This window comes from Virgibacillus necropolis, from assembly GCF_002224365.1.
Taxonomy (GTDB): domain Bacteria; phylum Bacillota; class Bacilli; order Bacillales; family Amphibacillaceae; genus Virgibacillus_F; species Virgibacillus_F necropolis.
Window position 1 is genome coordinate 595,798 of record NZ_CP022437.1, and the last position, 20,153, is coordinate 615,950.

17 protein-coding genes are annotated in these 20,153 nt (G+C 39.3%); all 17 read left to right on the top strand.

Annotated features, from left to right (window positions below; translation table 11 throughout):
• Window positions 1-66 precede the first annotated feature (66 nt).
• The 17 genes from CFK40_RS02970 to CFK40_RS03050 all read left to right on the top strand — a co-directional run bounded on the left by CFK40_RS02970 (window position 67) and on the right by CFK40_RS03050 (window position 20,029).
• Entirely contained in the window at window positions 67-1,254 is a 1,188-nt protein-coding gene (locus tag CFK40_RS02970) for an acetyl-CoA C-acetyltransferase (protein ID WP_089530603.1), read from the top strand.
• Between the two features lie 71 nt (window positions 1,255-1,325).
• A complete protein-coding gene (locus CFK40_RS02975) occupies window positions 1,326-2,174 on the top strand; it encodes a 3-hydroxybutyryl-CoA dehydrogenase (protein ID WP_089530604.1) in 849 nt (282 codons plus the stop codon).
• A gap of 39 nt (window positions 2,175-2,213) precedes the next feature.
• On the top strand, window positions 2,214-3,356 hold the full coding sequence (locus CFK40_RS02980; RefSeq protein WP_089530605.1) for an acyl-CoA dehydrogenase: 1,143 nt from the start codon (window positions 2,214-2,216) through the stop codon (window positions 3,354-3,356).
• Window positions 3,357-3,369: 13 nt separating this feature from the next.
• Complete coding sequence (locus CFK40_RS02985; RefSeq protein ID WP_089530606.1) at window positions 3,370-4,512, top strand: acyl-CoA dehydrogenase; 1,143 nt, start codon at window positions 3,370-3,372, stop codon at window positions 4,510-4,512.
• Window positions 4,513-4,543: 31 nt separating this feature from the next.
• Window positions 4,544-5,479 carry a methylmalonyl Co-A mutase-associated GTPase MeaB gene (gene meaB / locus CFK40_RS02990; RefSeq protein ID WP_089530607.1) on the top strand — a complete coding sequence of 312 codons (936 nt, stop codon included), beginning with the start codon at window positions 4,544-4,546 and terminating at the stop codon, window positions 5,477-5,479.
• Window positions 5,480-6,112 (top strand): TetR/AcrR family transcriptional regulator, encoded by a 633-nt coding sequence (locus CFK40_RS02995; protein WP_089530608.1) that lies wholly within the window; start codon window positions 5,480-5,482, stop codon window positions 6,110-6,112.
• Window positions 6,113-6,148: 36 nt separating this feature from the next.
• Entirely contained in the window at window positions 6,149-9,391 is a 3,243-nt protein-coding gene (gene icmF / locus CFK40_RS03000; RefSeq protein ID WP_089530609.1) for a fused isobutyryl-CoA mutase/GTPase IcmF, read from the top strand.
• Between the two features lie 388 nt (window positions 9,392-9,779).
• Window positions 9,780-10,298, top strand: a complete 519-nt coding sequence (rpoE, locus tag CFK40_RS03005) for a DNA-directed RNA polymerase subunit delta (RefSeq protein WP_089530610.1) — start codon at window positions 9,780-9,782, stop codon at window positions 10,296-10,298.
• A 174-nt stretch (window positions 10,299-10,472) separates the two neighbouring features.
• Window positions 10,473-12,086 carry a CTP synthase gene (locus tag CFK40_RS03010; RefSeq protein WP_089530611.1) on the top strand — a complete coding sequence of 538 codons (1,614 nt, stop codon included), beginning with the start codon at window positions 10,473-10,475 and terminating at the stop codon, window positions 12,084-12,086.
• 174 nt (window positions 12,087-12,260) lie between these two features.
• Window positions 12,261-12,620: a response regulator gene (locus CFK40_RS03015; protein ID WP_089530612.1), complete on the top strand. Its 360-nt coding sequence runs from the start codon at window positions 12,261-12,263 to the stop codon at window positions 12,618-12,620.
• 129 nt (window positions 12,621-12,749) lie between these two features.
• On the top strand, window positions 12,750-13,613 hold the full coding sequence (gene fba, locus CFK40_RS03020; RefSeq protein ID WP_089530613.1) for a class II fructose-1,6-bisphosphate aldolase: 864 nt from the start codon (window positions 12,750-12,752) through the stop codon (window positions 13,611-13,613).
• Between the two features lie 96 nt (window positions 13,614-13,709).
• Entirely contained in the window at window positions 13,710-14,345 is a 636-nt protein-coding gene (fsa, locus tag CFK40_RS03025; protein WP_089530614.1) for a fructose-6-phosphate aldolase, read from the top strand.
• 133 nt (window positions 14,346-14,478) lie between these two features.
• Window positions 14,479-15,765 (top strand): UDP-N-acetylglucosamine 1-carboxyvinyltransferase, encoded by a 1,287-nt coding sequence (locus CFK40_RS03030; protein WP_089530615.1) that lies wholly within the window; start codon window positions 14,479-14,481, stop codon window positions 15,763-15,765.
• Between the two features lie 153 nt (window positions 15,766-15,918).
• Window positions 15,919-16,887, top strand: a complete 969-nt coding sequence (gene glpX, locus CFK40_RS03035) for a class II fructose-bisphosphatase (RefSeq protein WP_089530616.1) — start codon at window positions 15,919-15,921, stop codon at window positions 16,885-16,887.
• 329 nt (window positions 16,888-17,216) lie between these two features.
• Window positions 17,217-18,497, top strand: a complete 1,281-nt coding sequence (gene rho, locus CFK40_RS03040) for a transcription termination factor Rho (RefSeq protein WP_089530617.1) — start codon at window positions 17,217-17,219, stop codon at window positions 18,495-18,497.
• A 227-nt stretch (window positions 18,498-18,724) separates the two neighbouring features.
• The gene (locus CFK40_RS03045; RefSeq protein WP_089530618.1) at window positions 18,725-18,970 is read left to right on the top strand and encodes a type B 50S ribosomal protein L31; all 246 of its coding nucleotides are present in this window, start codon (window positions 18,725-18,727) and stop codon (window positions 18,968-18,970) included.
• Window positions 18,971-19,408: 438 nt separating this feature from the next.
• On the top strand, window positions 19,409-20,029 hold the full coding sequence (locus CFK40_RS03050) for a thymidine kinase (protein WP_089530619.1): 621 nt from the start codon (window positions 19,409-19,411) through the stop codon (window positions 20,027-20,029).
• The last annotated feature ends 124 nt before the right edge of the window (window positions 20,030-20,153 follow it).

Here is a 20,153-nt window from a genome sequence, read left to right on the forward strand (position 1 = left end):
AATCAAAAAAAGAAAGCGTTAACAAACAAAACTAATTTTTTTAGAAAAGAAAGGGATGGAAATTAAATGGCAAAAACTGTAATCGTATCTGGAGCACGTACACCGTTTGGGAAATTTGGAGGAGCTTTAAAACCCTTTACCGCTTCACAATTAGGTGGAAAAGCAATCCGTGAAGCACTTGATCGAGCGGGCTTAGATGAATCAGAAATTGATGAAGTAATCATGGGAACTGTCCTGCAGGGTGGCCAAGGCCAAATTCCATCACGACAAGCGGCAAGAGAAGCTGGAATTCCTTGGAACGTAAAAACAGAAACAATTAATAAAGTATGTGCATCAGGGATGCGTAGTGTAACACTTGCAGATCAATTAATTCGTCTCGGAGATGAGGACGTCATTGTAGCTGGTGGAATGGAAAGCATGAGCAATGCACCATATTTCTTACCTGATGCTCGCTGGGGTAACCGGATGGGTGACAAATCTGTCAAAGACATGATGATCCATGATGGACTTACCTGTTCATTTGAAGGTGTTCACATGGGTAACTATGGTAATGGGACGGCGGATAAGCATGAATTATCAAGAGAACAACAAGACGAATGGTCCTATCGTTCCCATCAACGTGCTATCAAGGCAATTGACGATGGTAAGTTTGCCGAGGAAATTGTATCTCTTGAAGTTCCACAACGTAAAGGTGATCCAATCGTTGTAGATACAGATGAAGCGCCACGGAAGAATACAACATTAGAGCGTTTGGCGAAATTACGCCCAGCATTTGGTTCAGATGGTACGGTTACCGCAGGAAATGCTCCAGGAGTTAATGATGGTGCGGCTGCATTTGTCGTCATGTCAGATGAAAAGGCAGAAAAACTTGGCAAAACACCAATGGCAACGGTTCTAGGGCATGCAGAGGTTGCGGTTGAAGCACATAATTTCCCTGAGACTCCTGGACTCGTTATCAATAAATTGCTAGAAAAAACTGGTCACTCAACAGATGACATTGATTTATATGAAATCAACGAAGCATTTGCTGTTGTATCACTTGCCAGCGGAAAAATCGCCGGAATTGATCCAGAAAAAGTGAATGTAAACGGTGGAGCAGTAGCGCTAGGACATCCAATCGGAGCAAGTGGTGCGCGCATCATTTTAACATTAATCCATGAATTGAAACGACGTGGCGGAGGACTTGGTGTAGCTGCAATTTGTAGTGGCGGCGGTCAAGGTGACGCTATTTTAGTTGAAGTTCCAAAAAGTTGATCGATAAAGCCAGGAAGTCGATCGCAAACACTAAAAAGTCGATCTATCAAGTTGAACAAGGAGGTAGACCCATGGAAATAAAAAAAGTTATGGTCATCGGTGCAGGTCAAATGGGTGGCGGAATTGCGCAAGTTTGTGCCCAAGCTGGATTTGAAGTTTTATTAAATGATATGAACGTAGAAGCATTAGACAAAGGCTTGAAGCGTATCGAAAAACTATTAGCACGTGCAGTTGAAAAGGAACGAATTAGTGAATCGGATAAAGCAGATACATTAGGCCGTTTGGTCGCCTCATCTGAGCTGAAAGATGCACAGAATTGTGATCTTGTGATTGAAGCGGTTGTTGAAAATATGGCTGTAAAAGAAAAAGTCTTTGGCGAACTTGATACTATCGTGCCAAAGCATGCTATTTTAGCGTCAAACACATCATCACTTCCAATTACAGAAATTGCTGCTACAACAAAACGACCAGACCAGGTTATTGGTATGCATTTTATGAATCCAGTTCCGGTCATGAAGCTTGTCGAAATCATACGTGGCTTGCAGACGAGTGATGAAACGTATAAAGCAATAGAGGATATGACAAAAAAACTTAGCAAAGTACCAGTTGAAGTTGAAGACTTCCCTGGCTTTGTTGCCAACCGAATTTTAATGCCAATGATTAATGAAGCAATCTACACTGTTTACGAAGGTGTGTCTTCTGTAGAAGATGTCGACACCGTGATGAAGCTTGGTATGAATCACCCAATGGGACCATTGACGCTAGCTGATTTCATTGGTCTAGACACTTGCCTATCTATAATGGAAGTACTTTACGAAGGGTTTGGCGACAGCAAGTACCGCCCATGTCCATTATTACGTAAATATGTGAAGGCTGGCTGGCTCGGTAAAAAAAGCGGACGCGGCTTCTATCAGTATTAATACGGGGAAAGTCCCCATAAAACAAAAAGGAGTCACAACATGAATATACATTTTACTGAAGAACAAGAAATGATGCGGAAAATGGTTCGCGACTTTGCACAAAAGGAAGTGGCAAAAGAAGTAGAACGAATGGAAGAAGAAGACCGCCATCCAGAGGAACTAATCCAAAAAATGGCTGAGCTTGGCTTAATGGGAATCCCTATTTCTGAAGAATATGGTGGAAGTGGCATGGATTTTACTTCTTACATTATTGCTATTCATGAACTTTCCAAAGTAAGCGCGGCACTCGGTGTTATTTTATCTGTTCACACATCAGTTGGTACAAATCCTATTCTTTATTTTGGAACACAAGAACAAAAGAAAAAGTATTTGCCCAAACTTGCTTCTGGTGAGTATTTAGGTGCGTTTGCATTAACTGAATCAAGTGCAGGGTCTGATGCAGGAAGTCTGAAAACTAGGGCTAAAAAAGATGGAGATAATTACATTCTAAATGGATCCAAAACATTTATTACAAATGGTGGTGTGGCAGATACATACATTACCTTTGCCCGAACCAGTGGTGAAAAAGGTGCAAAAGGTGTAAGTGCATTTATTTTGGAAAAAGATACACCCGGCCTTTCGATTGGGAAGACGGAAAAGAAAATGGGCCTGCATGGCACAAAAACGGTTGAATTAAATTTTGACCAATGTGTTGTACCAGAAGAACAGCTTCTTGGAAATGAAGGAGAAGGCTTTAACATTGCAATGGCGAATTTAAACTTCGGGCGAATCGGAATTGCCGCGCAAGCGTTAGGGATCGGTGAGGCTGCACTTGAACATGCAGTAACTTATGCGAAAGAGCGGGAACAATTTGGTAAACCTATCGCACATAACCAAGGAATTTCCTTTAAATTAGCTGATATGGCAACAGACGTGGAAGCATCGAAGCTATTAGTCTATCAAGCTGCGGCAATGGTTCAAGCAGGCATGGCTTGTAATAAGGAAGCATCGATGGCAAAGCTTTATGCATCAAAAACCGCTCGGAATGTTTCAATCGAAGCTGTTCAAGTTTATGGTGGCTATGGTTATACAGAAGACTATCCGGTTGAACGATTTTTTCGTGACGCAAAAATAACTGAGATATACGAAGGTACAAGCGAAATCCAACATATCGTAATAGCAAAAAATCTATTAAAAGCATAGGAGGCACATAAAGATGAACTTTCAACTAACCGATGAACAGGAAATGCTGCGCAAAATGGTCCGTGATTTTACAACAAAGGAAGTGGAACCTACTGCTGCAGAACGTGACGAAGAAGAACGTTTCGACCGTGAAATTTTTAACAAAATGGCTGAATTGGGGTTAACTGGTATTCCGTGGCCAGAAGAATATGGTGGAATCGGCTCTGATTATGTAAGCTATGTAATCGCAGTTGAAGAACTTTCACGCCTATGTGCATCAACAGGTGTAACACTTTCTGCACATATTTCACTTTGTAGCTGGCCAATTTTTACGTATGGAAATGAAGAACAGAAAAAAAACTTCCTAACACGCTTAGCAACGGGCGAGGCACTAGGGGCATATGCTCTGTCTGAACCGGGAGCTGGAAGTGATGTAGCATCCATGCGAACTTCTGCTAAAAAAGACGGAGATGATTATATAGTAAATGGCAGCAAAGTATGGATTACTAACGGTGGGGTAGCAGACCTTTATTTAGTCTTTGCTAAAACAGATGTGGCTGCGAATCATAAAGGTATCAGTGCATTCGTTGTTGAAAAAGGAACAGATGGATTTACTTTTGGTAAAAAAGAAAAGAAGTTGGGAATTCGTTCATCTCCTACAACTGAATTAATTTTTGAAAACTGCCGTATTCCGAAAGAAAATATGCTTGGGGCTGAAGGAGATGGTTTTAAAATTGCTATGTCAACACTTGACGGTGGGCGTAATGGTATTGCGGCTCAGGCGTTAGGTATCGCTCAAGGAGCACTGGACGCAGCGGTTGATTATGCAAAAGAACGTAAGCAATTCGGTAAGCCAATTGCTCAAAATCAAGGAATTTCGTTCAAACTAGCAGACATGGCAACGGATATTGAAGCCGCCCGTCTATTAACCTATCAAGCTGCATGGCTCGAATCAAATGGATTATCATATGGTAAACAATCAGCAATGTCTAAACTATTTGCTGGAGATGCTGCCATGAGAATTACGGTTGAAGCGGTTCAAGTATTTGGTGGATATGGTTATACGAAAGACTATCCAGTAGAACGCTACATGCGTGATGCGAAAATTACCCAAATTTATGAAGGCACTAATGAAATCCAACGGCTAGTAATCGGTAGAATGCTAACAAAGTCGTAGAAGTCGGACGCAGTAGGAAAGGATGTACCACATGCACACTCTAGTAGAGCGGATGAAAAATAACGATATACGAGCATTGGCCAGGGCAATTACCATGGTTGAAAATGACCATCCTGATAAACTATCGCTCATGCGTGATGTTTTTTCCGTGGAAAAGAACGCTCGGCATATCGGTATAACCGGTCCCCCAGGTGCAGGCAAAAGTACACTTGTGAACCAATTAATTACAACTATTCGTGCGGAGGGAAAAACAGTTGCAATAATTGCCGTTGATCCTACTAGTCCGTTCTCTGGGGGCGCTTTACTAGGTGATCGTGTTCGAATGAATCAACACTTCACAGACGATGGAGTCTATATTAGAAGCATGGCAACTAGGGGTAGTTTAGGTGGGCTTTCGCGGGCTACCAAAGACGCTCTTCGAATTTGTGATGCCTATGGATTTGACGTTGTAATTGTCGAGACAGTTGGTGTAGGTCAGTCAGAACTTGATATAATGAAGGTTGTTGATACAACTGCACTTGTCTTAACACCGAATAGTGGTGACGTCCTGCAAATTTTCAAGGCAGGCATTATGGAAATTGCTGATTTATTTGTTATTAATAAAGGGGATCTACCTGGCTACGGAAAACTGAAAACGCTTTTGAAGGAACTTGTCATGATGACAGCTACACATAATCATGAGAAATCTATTGTCAAAACCGTCAGTACAGAGAACAAAGGCATTGATAAGCTTTGGAAAAAGATAAACGAACATCACGACTTTCTATATTCGACAAACGAAGGAGAAAGGCGCAGAACGGATCAACAAAGATTAGAAGTATATGAATTGGTTCGGGAGGAAATATGGCGTGATGTAAAAGATTTCATCGACACAAACGCTGACTTTTCACCAATTGATGCAACAAGTGATCCTTACCAACAAGCAATTGATTGGTATCAAAAATGGAAAAAGGGAGGGGTACACTAAATGACCCAAAAACAAATCCTTTCTTCTGTGAAAGATCAAAACCTAATTGAAAAAAGGCGAAACCAAATGATTAAAGGCGCGATGACGCTTTTCAAAGAAAAAGGATTTCACCGGACAACAACAAGAGAAATCGCGAAGGAATCTGGTTTTAGCATTGGTACACTTTATGAATATATTCGGACAAAGGAAGATGTACTATTTCTTGTCTGTGATACGATTTATCTTCAAGTAAGAGAACGACTTGAAGCAGCAATTGATTTGCAAGATCCATCAGTCGAAAATTTTATCAATGTGGTCAAATCCTATTTCCAGTTGATGGACGAAATGCAGGAAGAAGTTGTTATCATGTATCAAGAGGTTAAATCACTGGAAAAAGATACAAAAGACTACGTGCTGCAAAAAGAGCGCGATATGGTTGGAATGCTTGAGCGTGTCATTCTCACATGCTTACCACAATCTGTTCCGAAACAGGATGCAAAGCTTTTAGCAAATAACATATTTATACAAGGTCAAATGTGGGGATTCAGAAGATGGATGCTACAAAAACAATTTACATTAGATGAGTATATAGATCGTCAAATTCACTACCTTTTACAAGGCTTAGACATAACAAATAAACAGCCTATGAAATAATAAGTTAACGAATACGAATAGATGGGAGGATTGATGATGGAACAAGTACAGGTTTATAAAGCAACAAACCCTGTTCGATTTGTAACGGCATCAAGTTTGTATGATGGACATGATGCATCCATAAACATTATGCGTAGAATTTTACAAGCGAGCGGAGCAGAGGTTATTCACTTAGGGCACAACCGTTCTGTGGAAGACGTTGTTCATGCGGCAATTCAAGAGGATGCACAAGGTATCGCAATTTCATCGTACCAAGGTGGTCACGTTGAATATTTTAAATACATGGTTGATTTATTAAAAGAAAATCATGCTGATCACATAAAAGTATATGGTGGGGGTGGGGGCACAATTATCCCGCGTGAAATTAAGGAATTGCACGAATATGGAGTAGACTGGATATTTTCCCCAGAAGATGGTCGTAAATATGGTCTTCAGGGTATGATTAATCGCATGCTAGAACAATGTGATTATATCCCGCCAATCGACGTAGAAAAGGATCAAGATCAGCTAGTAAAAGGTAACCGTCAGGCAATGGCGCGTTTTATCACCTATATGGAAAACAACGAAGTAGACGCGTCGGCAAAACAAAAGGTTTTACAGTCACTTCAAAAGAAAACAACTAAAGCAACTCCAGTACTAGGGATCACAGGTACAGGTGGGGCTGGAAAAAGTTCATTGACCGATGAATTGATTCGTCGCTATATAAATGAAATTCCAGATAAAAAAATTGCAGTAATTTCAATTGATCCTACAAAAAAGAAAACCGGTGGTGCGCTACTAGGCGACCGCATCCGTATGAATGCTATTTTTACAGACCGTGTTTACATGCGCTCTCTCGCAACGCGTGATTCAAGGAGCGAGCTATCAAAAGCGATTCAAGATGTTATCGATGTAATACGTGCATCTGGTTATGATTTTATTATTATTGAAACAAGTGGAATTGGGCAGGGTGACGCCGCGATTACCGAGATCACGGATTTATCGATGTACGTGATGACAGCTGAGTTTGGGGCACCATCACAGCTTGAAAAGATTGACATGATTGATTTTGCTGACTTTATTGTTATTAATAAATTTGAACAAAAAGGTTCTGAAGATGCATTAAATCAAGTTCGTAAACAATATGAACGTAGCCATATGTTGTTCCATCAGGATCAAACGAAGTTCCCGGTATTTGGAACAATCGCAAGCCAATTCAATGACGCAGGGACAAACGCGCTTTTTGCATCGCTCATTGATACGTTGAATGAAAGGTACGATTGGAGCGATGAGATCGGATTTGACCGTAACATTATTGCAGAAAAACAAAACATGATCATCACGAATGAGCGTCGTCACTATTTACGTGAGATTGGCACACATATCCGTAATTATCACGATAACACTGAAAAGCAAAGTAATATTGCCCGCAAGCTCTACCAGCTTCATGGTGTAAAAGAGACCATTGATGATAAGCATGTCGCGAGCACAATTGATCAAACAATCGAAGCATACGAGGAAAAACTTGATTCGAACGCTAAAAAAATGCTAGCTAAATGGGATGAAACGAAAGAAAGCTATGCGCAAGACACCATGACATTTTCCGTGCGGGATAAAGAGATTAACATGGATATCTCGACCGAATCACTTTCAGGACTAAAAATACCAAAAGTTGCATTCCCAACATTTAAAGACTGGGGCGAGCGCTTAACATGGTTGATGAAGGAAAATGTACCAGGATCATTCCCATTTACTGCTGGAGTATTTCCATTTAAACGTAAAGGTGAGGATCCTACTCGACAATTTGCTGGTGAAGGGACACCTGAACGTACGAATCGTCGCTTCCATTATCTAGCAAAAGATGGCGATGCAAAACGTCTTTCAACTGCGTTTGATTCTGTAACACTTTATGGTGAAGACCCAGCTCCACGCCCAGATATTTACGGGAAAGTTGGCGAAAGTGGTGTAAATATTTGTACACTGGATGACATGAAAAAGCTTTATGATGGCTTTGACTTAATTAATCCAATGACATCTGTTTCCATGACAATTAATGGCCCAGCACCAATTATCCTAGCAATGTTTTTCAACACAGCAATCGATCAACAGGTTGATAAATTTGTAAAAGAAAATAACCGTAAGCCAAGCGAAGAAGAATATGTAAAACTAAAAGATGAAACACTTGCAGTAGTACGTGGTACCGTGCAAGCAGATATTTTAAAAGAGGATCAAGGTCAAAATACGTGTATCTTCTCAACAGAGTTTGCATTACGAATGATGGGTGATATTCAACAATACTTCATCGACAAAGAAGTACGTAACTACTATTCAGTGTCTATTTCGGGCTATCATATTGCGGAAGCGGGAGCAAATCCAATCACGCAATTGGCATTCACATTAGCTAATGGTTTCACGTATGTGGAGTACTACTTGAGTAGAGGAATGGACATCAACAAATTTGCACCAAACCTATCATTCTTTTTCTCAAATGGACTTGATCCAGAATACACGGTAATTGGAAGAGTGGCTCGTCGTATATGGGCAATTACCATGCGGGAAAAATATGGTGCAAACGAAAGAAGCCAAAAGCTGAAGTATCATGTTCAAACATCAGGACGTTCACTGCACGCACAGGAAATTGACTTTAATGATATCCGTACATCTCTGCAAGCCTTACTTGCGATACAAGATAACTGTAATTCCTTGCACACCAATTCATATGATGAAGCAATCACAACACCGACAGAAGAGTCAGTCCGTCGTGCAATGGCAATTCAAATGATTATTAATAAAGAATTTGGTTTGACAAAAAATGAGAATTCCTTACAAGGGTCATTTATTGTCGATGAATTAACAGATCTTGTCGAAGAAGCAGTTTTGCAGGAATTTGAAAAAATGAACGATCGTGGTGGCGTGCTTGGTGCAATGGAACGTCAATATCAACGCGGAAAAATTCAAGAAGAATCACTTTACTATGAAGGAAAAAAACATTCCGGTGAATTACCAATTGTTGGGGTTAACACGTACCTGAACCGAACCCCACCTACAGATGATCAAATTGACTCAATGGAACTTGCTCGTGCATCACAGGAAGAAAAGCAGCATCAAATTAACGAAGTATACAAATTCCAGAAGACCAATGAAGCACATAACGAAGCAGCACTCACACGGCTTAAAGAAGTGGCCGCAAATGATGGAAATATCTTTGTAGAATTAATGGAAACAGTAAAAGTAGCAAGCCTAGGCCAAATCACAAACGCCCTATACGAAGTCGGCGGACAATATAGAAGGAATATGTAGGTAGAAAAGCGTAGCGGGCTTGCTCAGCGGTGAAATGCGTAAGCAAAAGACCGTAGAGCACTGGGCTTTGTGCTCGAAGTGTCTGTTGCTTAGGTCACGAACCGCTAGCCCGCGGAGCTAGACAAAAAGAAAAGCGTAGGCGACTGTTCAGCGGCGAAAAGCATAGTCGAGAGAGATTTGCTAAATTAACAAAAGCCGGCTAATTTCAAACGATTCTAGACGCAAAGTCTAAAAAATGAACAAAAAGTTGAGAAAAACATGGATTTCTCAACTTTTTTGTGTATTTCTCTAGCATATTTGGTAAAGAGTTGTTTATAATGTAAGATATGGTTATCGGCATAAAGGAAATCTTAACTAATAATTTTACATATAAAGGGAGTGCATTACCGTGAGCTTGAAAAAATACAGCCACGAGGAAATCTCGAAAATGTCCATGATTGAATTAGCGAATTTGATTTTATTGGATAAAAAGAAGGCAGTGGACTTTAGGGATATTTTCAAAAAAATTGCAGAACTAAAAGGATTTTCAGAAAAAGAAAAAGAAACTAACATTACACAATTTTATACAGATTTAAATATTGATGGGCGTTTTATGACACCAGGCTCTAATTTATGGGGATTAAAGCGTTGGTACACAGTTGAACAACGTGATGAAGAAGTTGCTGCTGCTCCGAAGAAAAAGAAAAAGAAAGCGGCTAAGAAAAAAGCAAAAAAGAAAGATGACTACGATGATGAAGAAGAGTTGGACATTGTTGACGAGGATATCGAAGAATTGTCGGATGACCTAGATAACGATGACGACGATTATCACGATGACGATGATGAAGATTATGACGATGATGAAGAATTTGAAGACGAAGAAGACGAGGATGACAAAGAAGAGGTTAAGAAAAAAGGCAAAAAGTAACCAAATATACGCTTGACTTTTTCGACCCTTATGCTACAATTTTTATTGGGCTCGTGAAATTTACATTTACAAAGCGTTCCCCCTGAATAGTGGGGGAGCGCTTTTCTTGTTTTTTGGCAATAATATACCTAAAGTTTGAGATGATAAGGTTATAAATAGAAAGAGGGATGCAACGTGACTAAATATATTTTCGTAACGGGCGGTGTGGTTTCATCGCTAGGTAAAGGAATTACAGCAGCATCTTTAGGACGATTGCTAAAAAATCGTGGCCTAAAAGTAACCATTCAAAAATTCGATCCATACATTAACGTTGATCCTGGAACAATGAGTCCTTATCAGCACGGTGAAGTTTTTGTAACAGAAGATGGGGCCGAAACAGACCTTGATCTTGGTCACTATGAACGCTTTATTGATATAAATTTAAATAAATATAGCAATATTACTACTGGAAAAGTGTATTCTAGTGTCATTAAAAAAGAGCGTCGTGGTGACTATTTAGGTGGCACTGTTCAAGTAATTCCCCACATTACAAATGAAATTAAAGAACAGGTTTATCGTGCTGGTCAAGCTACAAAGGCTGATGTTGTTATAACTGAAATTGGTGGAACTGTCGGTGATATCGAATCCCTACCATTTTTAGAAGCAATAAGGCAAATTAAAAGTGATATTGGTCGTGACCATGTCATGTACATCCATTGTACGTTAGTACCATATATCAAAGCGGCAGGAGAAATGAAAACAAAGCCTACCCAACATAGTGTGAAAGAATTGCGTTCATTAGGAATTCAACCTGATGCAATAGTACTACGAACCGAATTGCCGATTAGTAAAGACATGAAAGAAAAAATTGCGTTGTTCTGTGATATTAACGAACAAGCAGTTATTGAAATGCGTGACGCTGACATTCTGTATCAAATTCCAATTGCGTTGCAAGAACAACATTTAGATCAGTTAGCATGTGATCATTTTGGATTAGAATGTCAAACAGCAGACATGGATGAATGGAAGGGATTAGTGAACAAGGTTCGTCATTTGTCAAAAACTGCGACCATTGGTTTGGTTGGAAAGTATGTCGAATTACCAGACGCCTATTTATCTGTTGTGGAAGCGCTAAAACATGCAGGTTATCCGTATGATACAGATGTATCTGTTCATTGGATTAATGCAGAAAAATTAGATAAAGAAACAATCCAGCATGAACTATCACGTGTTGATGGAATCATTGTCCCGGGTGGTTTTGGTGACCGTGGAATTGAAGGGAAAATTGAAGCGATTCGCTATGCTCGTGAAAACAATATACCTTTCTTTGGCATCTGTCTCGGAATGCAACTTGCAACAGTCGAATTTGCACGAAATGTACTTAACTTAGAAGGCGCGCATTCTGCAGAAATAGATCCAAATACGCCATACCCGATTATTGACTTATTACCAGAACAAAAAAATATATCAGATCTTGGTGGTACATTAAGACTAGGTATTTATCCTTGTAAATTACAAGATGGAACCAAAACAAAAATGGCATATGATAATGAAGACCTAGTGTACGAGCGTCATCGTCATCGTTTTGAATTTAATAATGATTTCAGGCAACAAATGGAAGATAACGGGTTTATTTTTTCAGGAACTAGTCCTGATGGTCGTTTGATTGAAACGATTGAAATAACGGATCACCCATGGTTTATTGCCTGCCAATTTCATCCAGAATTTAAATCGCGTCCAACTAACCCACAAGCATTATTCAAAGGGTTTATCGGTTCGGTTGTAACTAATATTGAAAATCACCACTAATAGATAATGGTAAAACCCGCACATTTTATATGCGGGTTTTGCCGAATATAGCCCCGGCAAAATTTTGGTCTTGATTCTTATACGGAAAATCAGCGATAATTGTATACTATAGAAAGAAAGTTTGGTAATAGGGGACCTGAAACAAGAGAATAAGGAAAGGTTAAGGATTACGAGATGAAAAAGCATATTTTAGTTGTAGATGATCAACCTGGTATTCGCTTTTTACTAGAAGAGGTATTAACAAATGAAGGGTATCAAGTAACGACAGCTAATACGGGGCAGGAAGCTTTGGATCATGGTTATTCGTGTACATTTGATCTGATGATTTTGGATTATAAGTTACCAATTATGGATGGTCTGCAAATTTTACATCAGTTAAAAAAAGAAAATATACTGATACCAGCTATTCTAATGAGTGGACTAGCTGAAGAATTAATGCAAGAAGCTGATTCCTGTTCTTTGATCAAGCATGTTTTGGCTAAACCATTTAATATCGTGGATGTATGCAAGATAGTAAATGATATAGTGAGGTAGAAAGTTTCTTATCCTATCTAGATAATTCACTCTTTTGTTGCGACTTGATACTCTAATTGGTATTCTTATACTGTAGCTAAATTAATTGAAAATAGGTGGAGCGGACTCATCTAAGAGGAGGATTTTATCATGCCATTAGTTTCAATGAAAGAAATGCTCGAAAAGGGCAAAGAAAATGGTTATGCAGTTGGACAATTTAATTTAAACAATATGGAATATGCTCAAGCAATTCTGCAGGCTGCTGAAGAAGAAAAATCTCCAGTAATTTTAGGAGTTTCTGAAGGTGCAGGCAAATACATGGGTGGTTTTAAAGTTGTTGTAGCTTTGGTTAAAGCATTAATGGAAGAATACGAGACCACTGTTCCTGTTGCTATTCACCTTGACCATGGTTCAAGCTTTGATAAATGTGCACTAGCTATTCAAGCAGGATTTTCATCTGTTATGATTGACGCATCTAGTTTGCCATTAGACGAAAACATAGCAATTACTCAAAAAGTAGTTGAACTTGCACATCTCCACGGTGTATCTGTGGAAGCAGAACTTGGCCGTGTTGGTGGACAAGAAGATGATTTAATTGTTGAAGATGCAGAAGCGGCTTACGCTATTCCATCTGAATGTGAAAGACTTGTTAAGGAAACAAATGTGGATTGCTTTGCTCCAGCATTAGGATCTGTTCATGGACCATACAAAGGTGAGCCGAATCTTGGATTTGATCGAATGGAAGAAGTAATGAATCTGACAAATATCCCCCTCGTATTGCACGGTGGAACAGGCATTCCAACAAAAGACATTAAACGCGCGATTTCATTGGGAAGCGCAAAGATTAATGTAAATACCGAGAACCAACTATCTCAAGCGAAAAAAATTCGCGAAGTACTAGCTGAACAACCAGATCAATATGATCCTAGAAAATACATGGGACCTGGCCGTGACGCGATTAAAGAAACAGTTATAGGAAAAATGCGCGAATTTGGTTCGTCTAACCAAGCGTAGGAGCCTGGTCTTGGGTGACCGCATAAGTAAATGACTGAAGAGCACTTTGAAGTTAGAAAATAAAGCACGAATACTGTAAGAAAGTGAGGAAATTACATGAAATTTTTTATTGATACAGCGAATATTGATGATATACGTTCTGCTAACGCATTAGGTATTTTAGCGGGTGTAACAACAAACCCAAGTTTAGTAGCAAAAGAAAACATATCGTTCCATGATCGTTTAAAGGAAATCACAGAAGAAGTTTCTGGATCTGTTAGCGCTGAGGTAATTGCTGAAGATGCAGAAGGTATGATTGAAGAAGGAAAAGAACTCGCAGCAATTGCCCCTAACATTACCGTAAAAGTACCGATGACACTTGAAGGTCTAAAAGCTGTTAAAACATTTAGCGATTTAAAGATAAAGACAAATGTAACACTAATATTTAATGCAAATCAAGCACTTTTAGCGGCTCGTGCAGGTGCTTCCTATGTTTCACCATTCTTAGGTCGTCTAGACGATATCGGACAAGATGGTATGGATCTTATTGCAATGATTGCTGGTATTTTTGATCGTCATAATATTGATACGGAAATTATCGCCGCTTCAATTAGACATCCATTGCATGTGACTGATGCAGCATTAAATGGTGCACATATTGCAACTATTCCTTATAAAGTTTTAGGTCAACTAGTAAAACACCCACTAACTGACCAAGGAATTGAAAAGTTTCTAGCAGATTGGAATAAGTAACTAAAAAAAATGCCCCTCACATAAAAATTAGTAAATTTTAGGGAATGAAATTGGAAAAATCGTACAACCTAAGATAACAAATCAAACATGAGTGTTCAAAAATATTTGAACAGCCTCGAAAAGAGGGTACTAAATGCAAAAAATGTTAGTTGAAGGTGGAAATCTTTTAAAAGGAAAAGTTCGAGTTAGTGGTGCGAAAAATAGTGCAGTTGCGCTATTACCCGCTGCCATATTGGCTGATTCAAACGTAACGATTGAGGGGTTACCAGAAATCTCTGACGTTTACACCCTTGGAGACTTACTAGAAGAAATCGGTGGGAAAGTCGAATGGGATGGCCAAAAGGTGGATATCGACCCTGAACATATGATTTCAATGCCATTACCAAATGGCAAGGTTAAGAAACTACGTGCATCTTATTATTTTATGGGTGCAATGCTAGGAAAGTTTAATCAAGCTGTTATTGGCTTGCCAGGTGGCTGTCATTTAGGACCTCGCCCAATTGATCAGCATATTAAAGGTTTTGAAGCGCTTGGAGCTGTTGTTACCAACGAACAAGGGGCTATTTATATACGAGCAAAAGAACTAACTGGCGCACGTATATATCTAGACGTTTCAAGTGTAGGAGCAACAATTAATATTATGCTCGCAGCGGTTAAGGCAAAAGGGAAAACAGTTATTGAAAATGCTGCCAAAGAGCCAGAGATTATTGATGTTGCGACATTGTTAACGAACATGGGTGCTAAAATTAAAGGTGTTGGTACGGACGTAATTCGTATCGAGGGTGTTTCATCGCTTCATGGATGTACCCATACGATTATTCCAGACCGAATTGAAGCTGGAACGTATGCAATTGCTGCGGCTGCGGCTGGTAGTGAAGTAGTAATTGATAACGTAATATCGCAGCATCTTGAGTCTGTTTTGGCGAAACTTCGTGAAATGGGTGTAACTGTTGAGGAAAGTGATGAACAACTACTTATTGCACCAAGAGGTCCACTGAAAAGTGTTGATATCAAAACCTTGGTTTACCCAGGGTTCCCAACAGATCTACAACAACCGTTTACTACATTATTAACGAAAGCTGTTAACACAGGTGTGGTTACAGATACTATTTATTCAGCACGATTAAAGCATATAGATGAATTAAGAAGAATGAATGCTTTAATTAAAGTTGAAGGTGGATCAGCAATCGTATCTGGACCTGTTCAGCTGGAAGGTGCCCGCGTAAAAGCTTCTGATTTACGCGCTGGGGCATCCTTAATAGTTGCTGGTTTAATGGCAAATGGAATTACTGAAATTACTGGCCTTGAGCATATTGATCGTGGGTATGAAAAAATTACCGATAAATTGATTAACTTGGGTGCAAATGTATGGCGTGAAGAAATGTCAGAACATGAAGTAGACCAATTTCAAAATTCTTAGAGTGTGGCATCCCTGGCCTTTATTCTGTCTAGCTGCAGCGCCGATTCTTTCGAAGGTGCTTGTGCTTTTCTTATAGGTCAGGTGGTGTTCTTTATTCTATAATATTGCACTAATATTCTACTAAATACATAATAAGAGGGAGAGAATTAAATCATGGAAAGAAGTTTAACCATGGAAATAGTTCGTGTAACAGAAGCTGCTGCTTTGTCCTCAGCTCGTTGGATGGGAAGAGGAAAAAAAGAGGAAGCTGATGATGCAGCAACATCAGCAATGCGTGATGTTTTTGATACAATCCCGATGCAAGGAACGGTTGTAATTGGGGAAGGGGAAATGGACGAAGCACCAATGCTTTATATCGGTGAAGAGCTTGGAACAGGGACTGGCCCAAGCGTAGATGTAGCTGTTGATCCATTGGAAGGAACAAATATCGTTGCACAAGGTACATGGAATGCGCTAGCCGTTATTGCAATTGCTGATCATAAATCCCTTTTGCATGCGCCTGATATGTACATGGACAAGCTTGCAGTAGGTCCGGAATCTGTTGGAAAAGTAAGCATTAACTACTCGACAATTAAAAATCTACAAATCGTAGCTGCGGCTAAAGGAAAACAGATAGAGGATCTAGTAGCAATTGTATTAGATCGTCCTCGCCACGAGAAATTGATTCAGGAAATTCGCGATGCTGGCGCTAGAATCAAGTTGATTTCTGATGGTGACGTCGCTGCCGCAATGAATACAGCATTTGATGATACTGGAGTCGATATTTTATTTGGTATCGGTGGCGCACCAGAGGGTGTACTGGCTGCAGTTGCTTTAAAATGTTTAGGTGGAGAACTACAAGGAAAGCTAATCCCGTCAAATGAAGAAGAACGTGAACGTTGCAAAAAAATGGGTATCTCTGATTTTGATAAGGTATTAACAATGGATGATTTCTGTGGTGGAGATGACGCTATATTCGCTGCAACAGGAGTAACAGATGGTGAATTGTTAAAAGGTGTCCAATTCAAAGGCACAAAGGCAACTACTCAAACAGTTGTTATGCGTGCGAAAAGTGGTACAGTAAGATTTATCGATGGAGAGCATAGCTTGCAAAAGAAACCAAATCTTGTAATGGAACCGTAAGGATAATAGGGACTAGGAAGCCACTTAAAACTGGCTTCCTTATCTATTAAACATACCTTTTCAAGAAGTCAATAAAAAATAGAGTTGAATCTTACTAGTGGAACAGGTAATATTGTAGATGTTTAATAGTAATAAAGAATGGTTATTATAGTTGATACCGTTAAAGATACTCCTACACTTGCTTCCGGCAATTCTTCCTATCTTCATGAACTTACCTTCATACTAGAAAAGGAAATCTCATCGATTACATGGTAAGTCAATCTAATTATTGTTTTATAAAACAGATCGTTTCACAAAAGAATGTAAAAATAAATAGGCGTGGTGATTTTATGGCTGAATTAACAATATCTCACTTAGAGACATTAACATTAAAAGAAATTTATGGATTAGCAAAAGAGTACAAAGTCTCTTATTATGCAAAACTAACCAAACGTGAACTTATTTTCTCTATTTTAAAAGCTCAGGCAGAAAAAGATGGCTTTTTATTCATGAACGGAATTTTAGAAATCATTCCATCAGAGGGATTTGGTTTTCTACGTCCAATTAATTACTCACCAAGTGCAGAAGATATTTACATATCTGCATCACAAATCCGTCGTTTTGACTTACGGAATGGTGACCGAGTATCTGGGAAAGTACGTCCACCAAAGGAAAATGAAAGGTATTATGGTTTATTGCATGTAGATGCAGTTAACGATGATGACCCTGAAAGCGCTAAGGAACGTGTACACTTTCCAGCGCTTACAGCATTATATCCAGATCGTTTAATGAAATTAGAACTAGAGTCAAAAAGTTTGTCTACCCGAATTATTGATTTGATGACACCAGTTGGATTTGGTCAGCGTGGCTTAATTGTAGCACCTCCAAAGGCTGGAAAAACAATGCTATTAAAGGAAATTGCCAATAGCATTTCAAAAAACCATCCAAACGCAAAATTGATCATATTATTAGTTGATGAGCGTCCAGAAGAGGTTACAGATATTGAGCGCTCAGTACATCCAGACGTTGACGTGGTAAGTTCAACATTCGATGAAGTTCCAGAAAGTCATATTAAAGTATCAGAATTAGTACTAGAGCGAGCTATGCGACTAGTAGAGCACAAACGTGACGTTATCGTATTAATGGACAGTATCACTAGACTTGCTAGAGCATATAACCTTGTAATACCGCCGAGTGGTAGAACTTTATCTGGTGGTATTGACCCAGCAGCATTTCATCGTCCAAAGCGTTTCTTTGGCGCAGCAAGAAATATTGAAGAAGGCGGAAGTTTTACCATCCTGGCAACTGCGCTAGTTGATACAGGATCACGGATGGATGATGTTATTTATGAGGAATTTAAAGGAACAGGAAACATGGAATTGCACTTGGATCGTAATCTTGCAGAACGACGTATCTTCCCTGCAATTGATATTTTACGATCAGGTACAAGAAAAGAAGAATTACTTGTTCCAAAATCACATCTTGATAAAATTTGGGCAGTCCGCAAAACAATGCAGGATTCGCAAGGCTTCCTCGATCGTTTCTTAAAACGCCTAAGAGGTTCAAAAAACAATGATGAATTTTTCCAGCAAATGGATGAAGACATGACAAGGCGTGGAACAAAAAAATAGAAAGTTAGGCTTGTGAAAAGTACGGTGAACTTTCTGTATATTCAACAGGCCTTTCTATTTGCTAAGCGCAAGATGAATTGATAGATTGATTTATAGCAACTTATTGCAATCAGTTCATTAGACTGGTATAATTTATTTATGTGAGTTTCGATAAGGTAAAAAACCTATGATGGCTCTTACAATAACTCTGTTTCCAAAGGATTCAGGGCAAAAAGGAGTGTAATGACATGAAAAAGGAAATCCATCCAGAATACAGAAAAGTTGTATTTCTTGATACAAGCTCAGACTTTAAATTCCTAAGCGGATCAACTCAAAACTCAGAAGAATCAATTGAGTGGGAAGACGGTAACTCATACCCATTAATCCGTGTAGAAATAAGCTCAGATTCACACCCATTCTACACAGGTAAACAAAAAGCTGATAAAGTCGGTGGCCGTGTAGACCGATTCAAGAAAAAATATAATATGAAATAAAAAGCGTAACGGGCTTGCTCAGCGACGAAAAGCATAGACAAGAAACCGTAGAGCACATGCTTTACGTGCTCGGAGTGTTTATTGACTATGTCTCGAGTCGCTAGCCCGTGAAGCTGGATTAATAAAAGGTGTAGGCGACTGTTCAGAAGCGGACGCATAAGCAAGAGACCGTAAAACGCTTGGTCTTTGGCGTTTGGAGTGTCAATTGCTTATGACGACAGCTTCTAGGAGCCGAAGCTGGATTTAAATAAAAAGCGAAGGCGACTTCGTTATATGTAAAACAGGCAAAGTGTCTAAATCTTGCCTGTTTTTTATTTTTTAAAATAGAAAAATAAGCTATAATTTCCACTACATATTTTATGGTTTAGTGATAAAATAAAAGTAACTAATAAAGCATAATTATTTCTAAGATTTATTTGTGAAGGAGACTAAAAGCTCATGTACGTAATGAAACAAAGTGGTTGGGTAGAAGTGATTTGCGGTAGTATGTTTTCAGGCAAATCAGAGGAATTAATTCGACGCGTCCGCCGCGCAACGTACGCTAACTTATCTGTACGTGTTTTTAAACCTGCGTTAGACAGTCGATATGCAAAGGATTCAGTTGTTTCCCACAATGGAACTTCCACCATTGCAAGACCTGTAAATAATTCACAAGAAATTCTTGATCATATAGATAGTAACGTGGACATCATTGGAATTGATGAGGTTCAATTTTTTGATGAAAGTGTTGTTGAGGTAGCGGACGAGCTTGCAAATAAAGGTATTCGCGTGATCATTGCTGGTCTTGATACTGATTTTCGCGGGGAACCGTTTGGACCAATGCCGAAGTTGATGGCGCTAAGTGAATCGGTTACAAAGTTAAACGCCATTTGCCCTGTTTGTGGATCACCAGCAAGCCGGACGCAGCGCTTAATTAATGGGAAACCAGCTTCATATGATGATCCAGTTATATTGGTCGGTGCTTCAGAATCATATGAACCGAGATGTCGTCATCACCACAAGGTCCCAGGTAAACCCAGTAACCCCATTTTAAAAACACTATCAAAATTAGCTAAGTAAAGGAGTGCCCTGTGCACTCTTTTTGTGTATCAAGCTTCTGTCCTAGTTAATCAAGTACTTCTATTTTTCTGGTATAGTTATCCCTTAAATGAAACATCCTAACCATAATTGACAATAGTTGTGA

Bases quoted from the DNA above. Each gene is read 5' to 3' on its own strand.
- CFK40_RS02980 (WP_089530605.1), top strand. From the start codon at position 2,214: ATGAATATACATTTTACTGAAGAACAAGAAATGATGCGGAAAATGGTT.
- CFK40_RS03015 (WP_089530612.1), top strand. From the start codon at position 12,261: ATGAAAAAGCATATTTTAGTTGTAGATGATCAACCTGGTATTCGCTTT.
- CFK40_RS02985 (WP_089530606.1), top strand. From the start codon at position 3,370: ATGAACTTTCAACTAACCGATGAACAGGAAATGCTGCGCAAAATGGTC.
- rho (WP_089530617.1), top strand. From the start codon at position 17,217: ATGGCTGAATTAACAATATCTCACTTAGAGACATTAACATTAAAAGAA.
- CFK40_RS03030 (WP_089530615.1), top strand. From the start codon at position 14,479: ATGCAAAAAATGTTAGTTGAAGGTGGAAATCTTTTAAAAGGAAAAGTT.
- CFK40_RS02970 (WP_089530603.1), top strand. From the start codon at position 67: ATGGCAAAAACTGTAATCGTATCTGGAGCACGTACACCGTTTGGGAAA.
- CFK40_RS02975 (WP_089530604.1), top strand. From the start codon at position 1,326: ATGGAAATAAAAAAAGTTATGGTCATCGGTGCAGGTCAAATGGGTGGC.
- CFK40_RS02995 (WP_089530608.1), top strand. From the start codon at position 5,480: ATGACCCAAAAACAAATCCTTTCTTCTGTGAAAGATCAAAACCTAATT.
- CFK40_RS03050 (WP_089530619.1), top strand. From the start codon at position 19,409: ATGTACGTAATGAAACAAAGTGGTTGGGTAGAAGTGATTTGCGGTAGT.
- icmF (WP_089530609.1), top strand. From the start codon at position 6,149: ATGGAACAAGTACAGGTTTATAAAGCAACAAACCCTGTTCGATTTGTA.
- meaB (WP_089530607.1), top strand. From the start codon at position 4,544: ATGCACACTCTAGTAGAGCGGATGAAAAATAACGATATACGAGCATTG.
- fsa (WP_089530614.1), top strand. From the start codon at position 13,710: ATGAAATTTTTTATTGATACAGCGAATATTGATGATATACGTTCTGCT.
- fba (WP_089530613.1), top strand. From the start codon at position 12,750: ATGCCATTAGTTTCAATGAAAGAAATGCTCGAAAAGGGCAAAGAAAAT.
- glpX (WP_089530616.1), top strand. From the start codon at position 15,919: ATGGAAAGAAGTTTAACCATGGAAATAGTTCGTGTAACAGAAGCTGCT.
- CFK40_RS03045 (WP_089530618.1), top strand. From the start codon at position 18,725: ATGAAAAAGGAAATCCATCCAGAATACAGAAAAGTTGTATTTCTTGAT.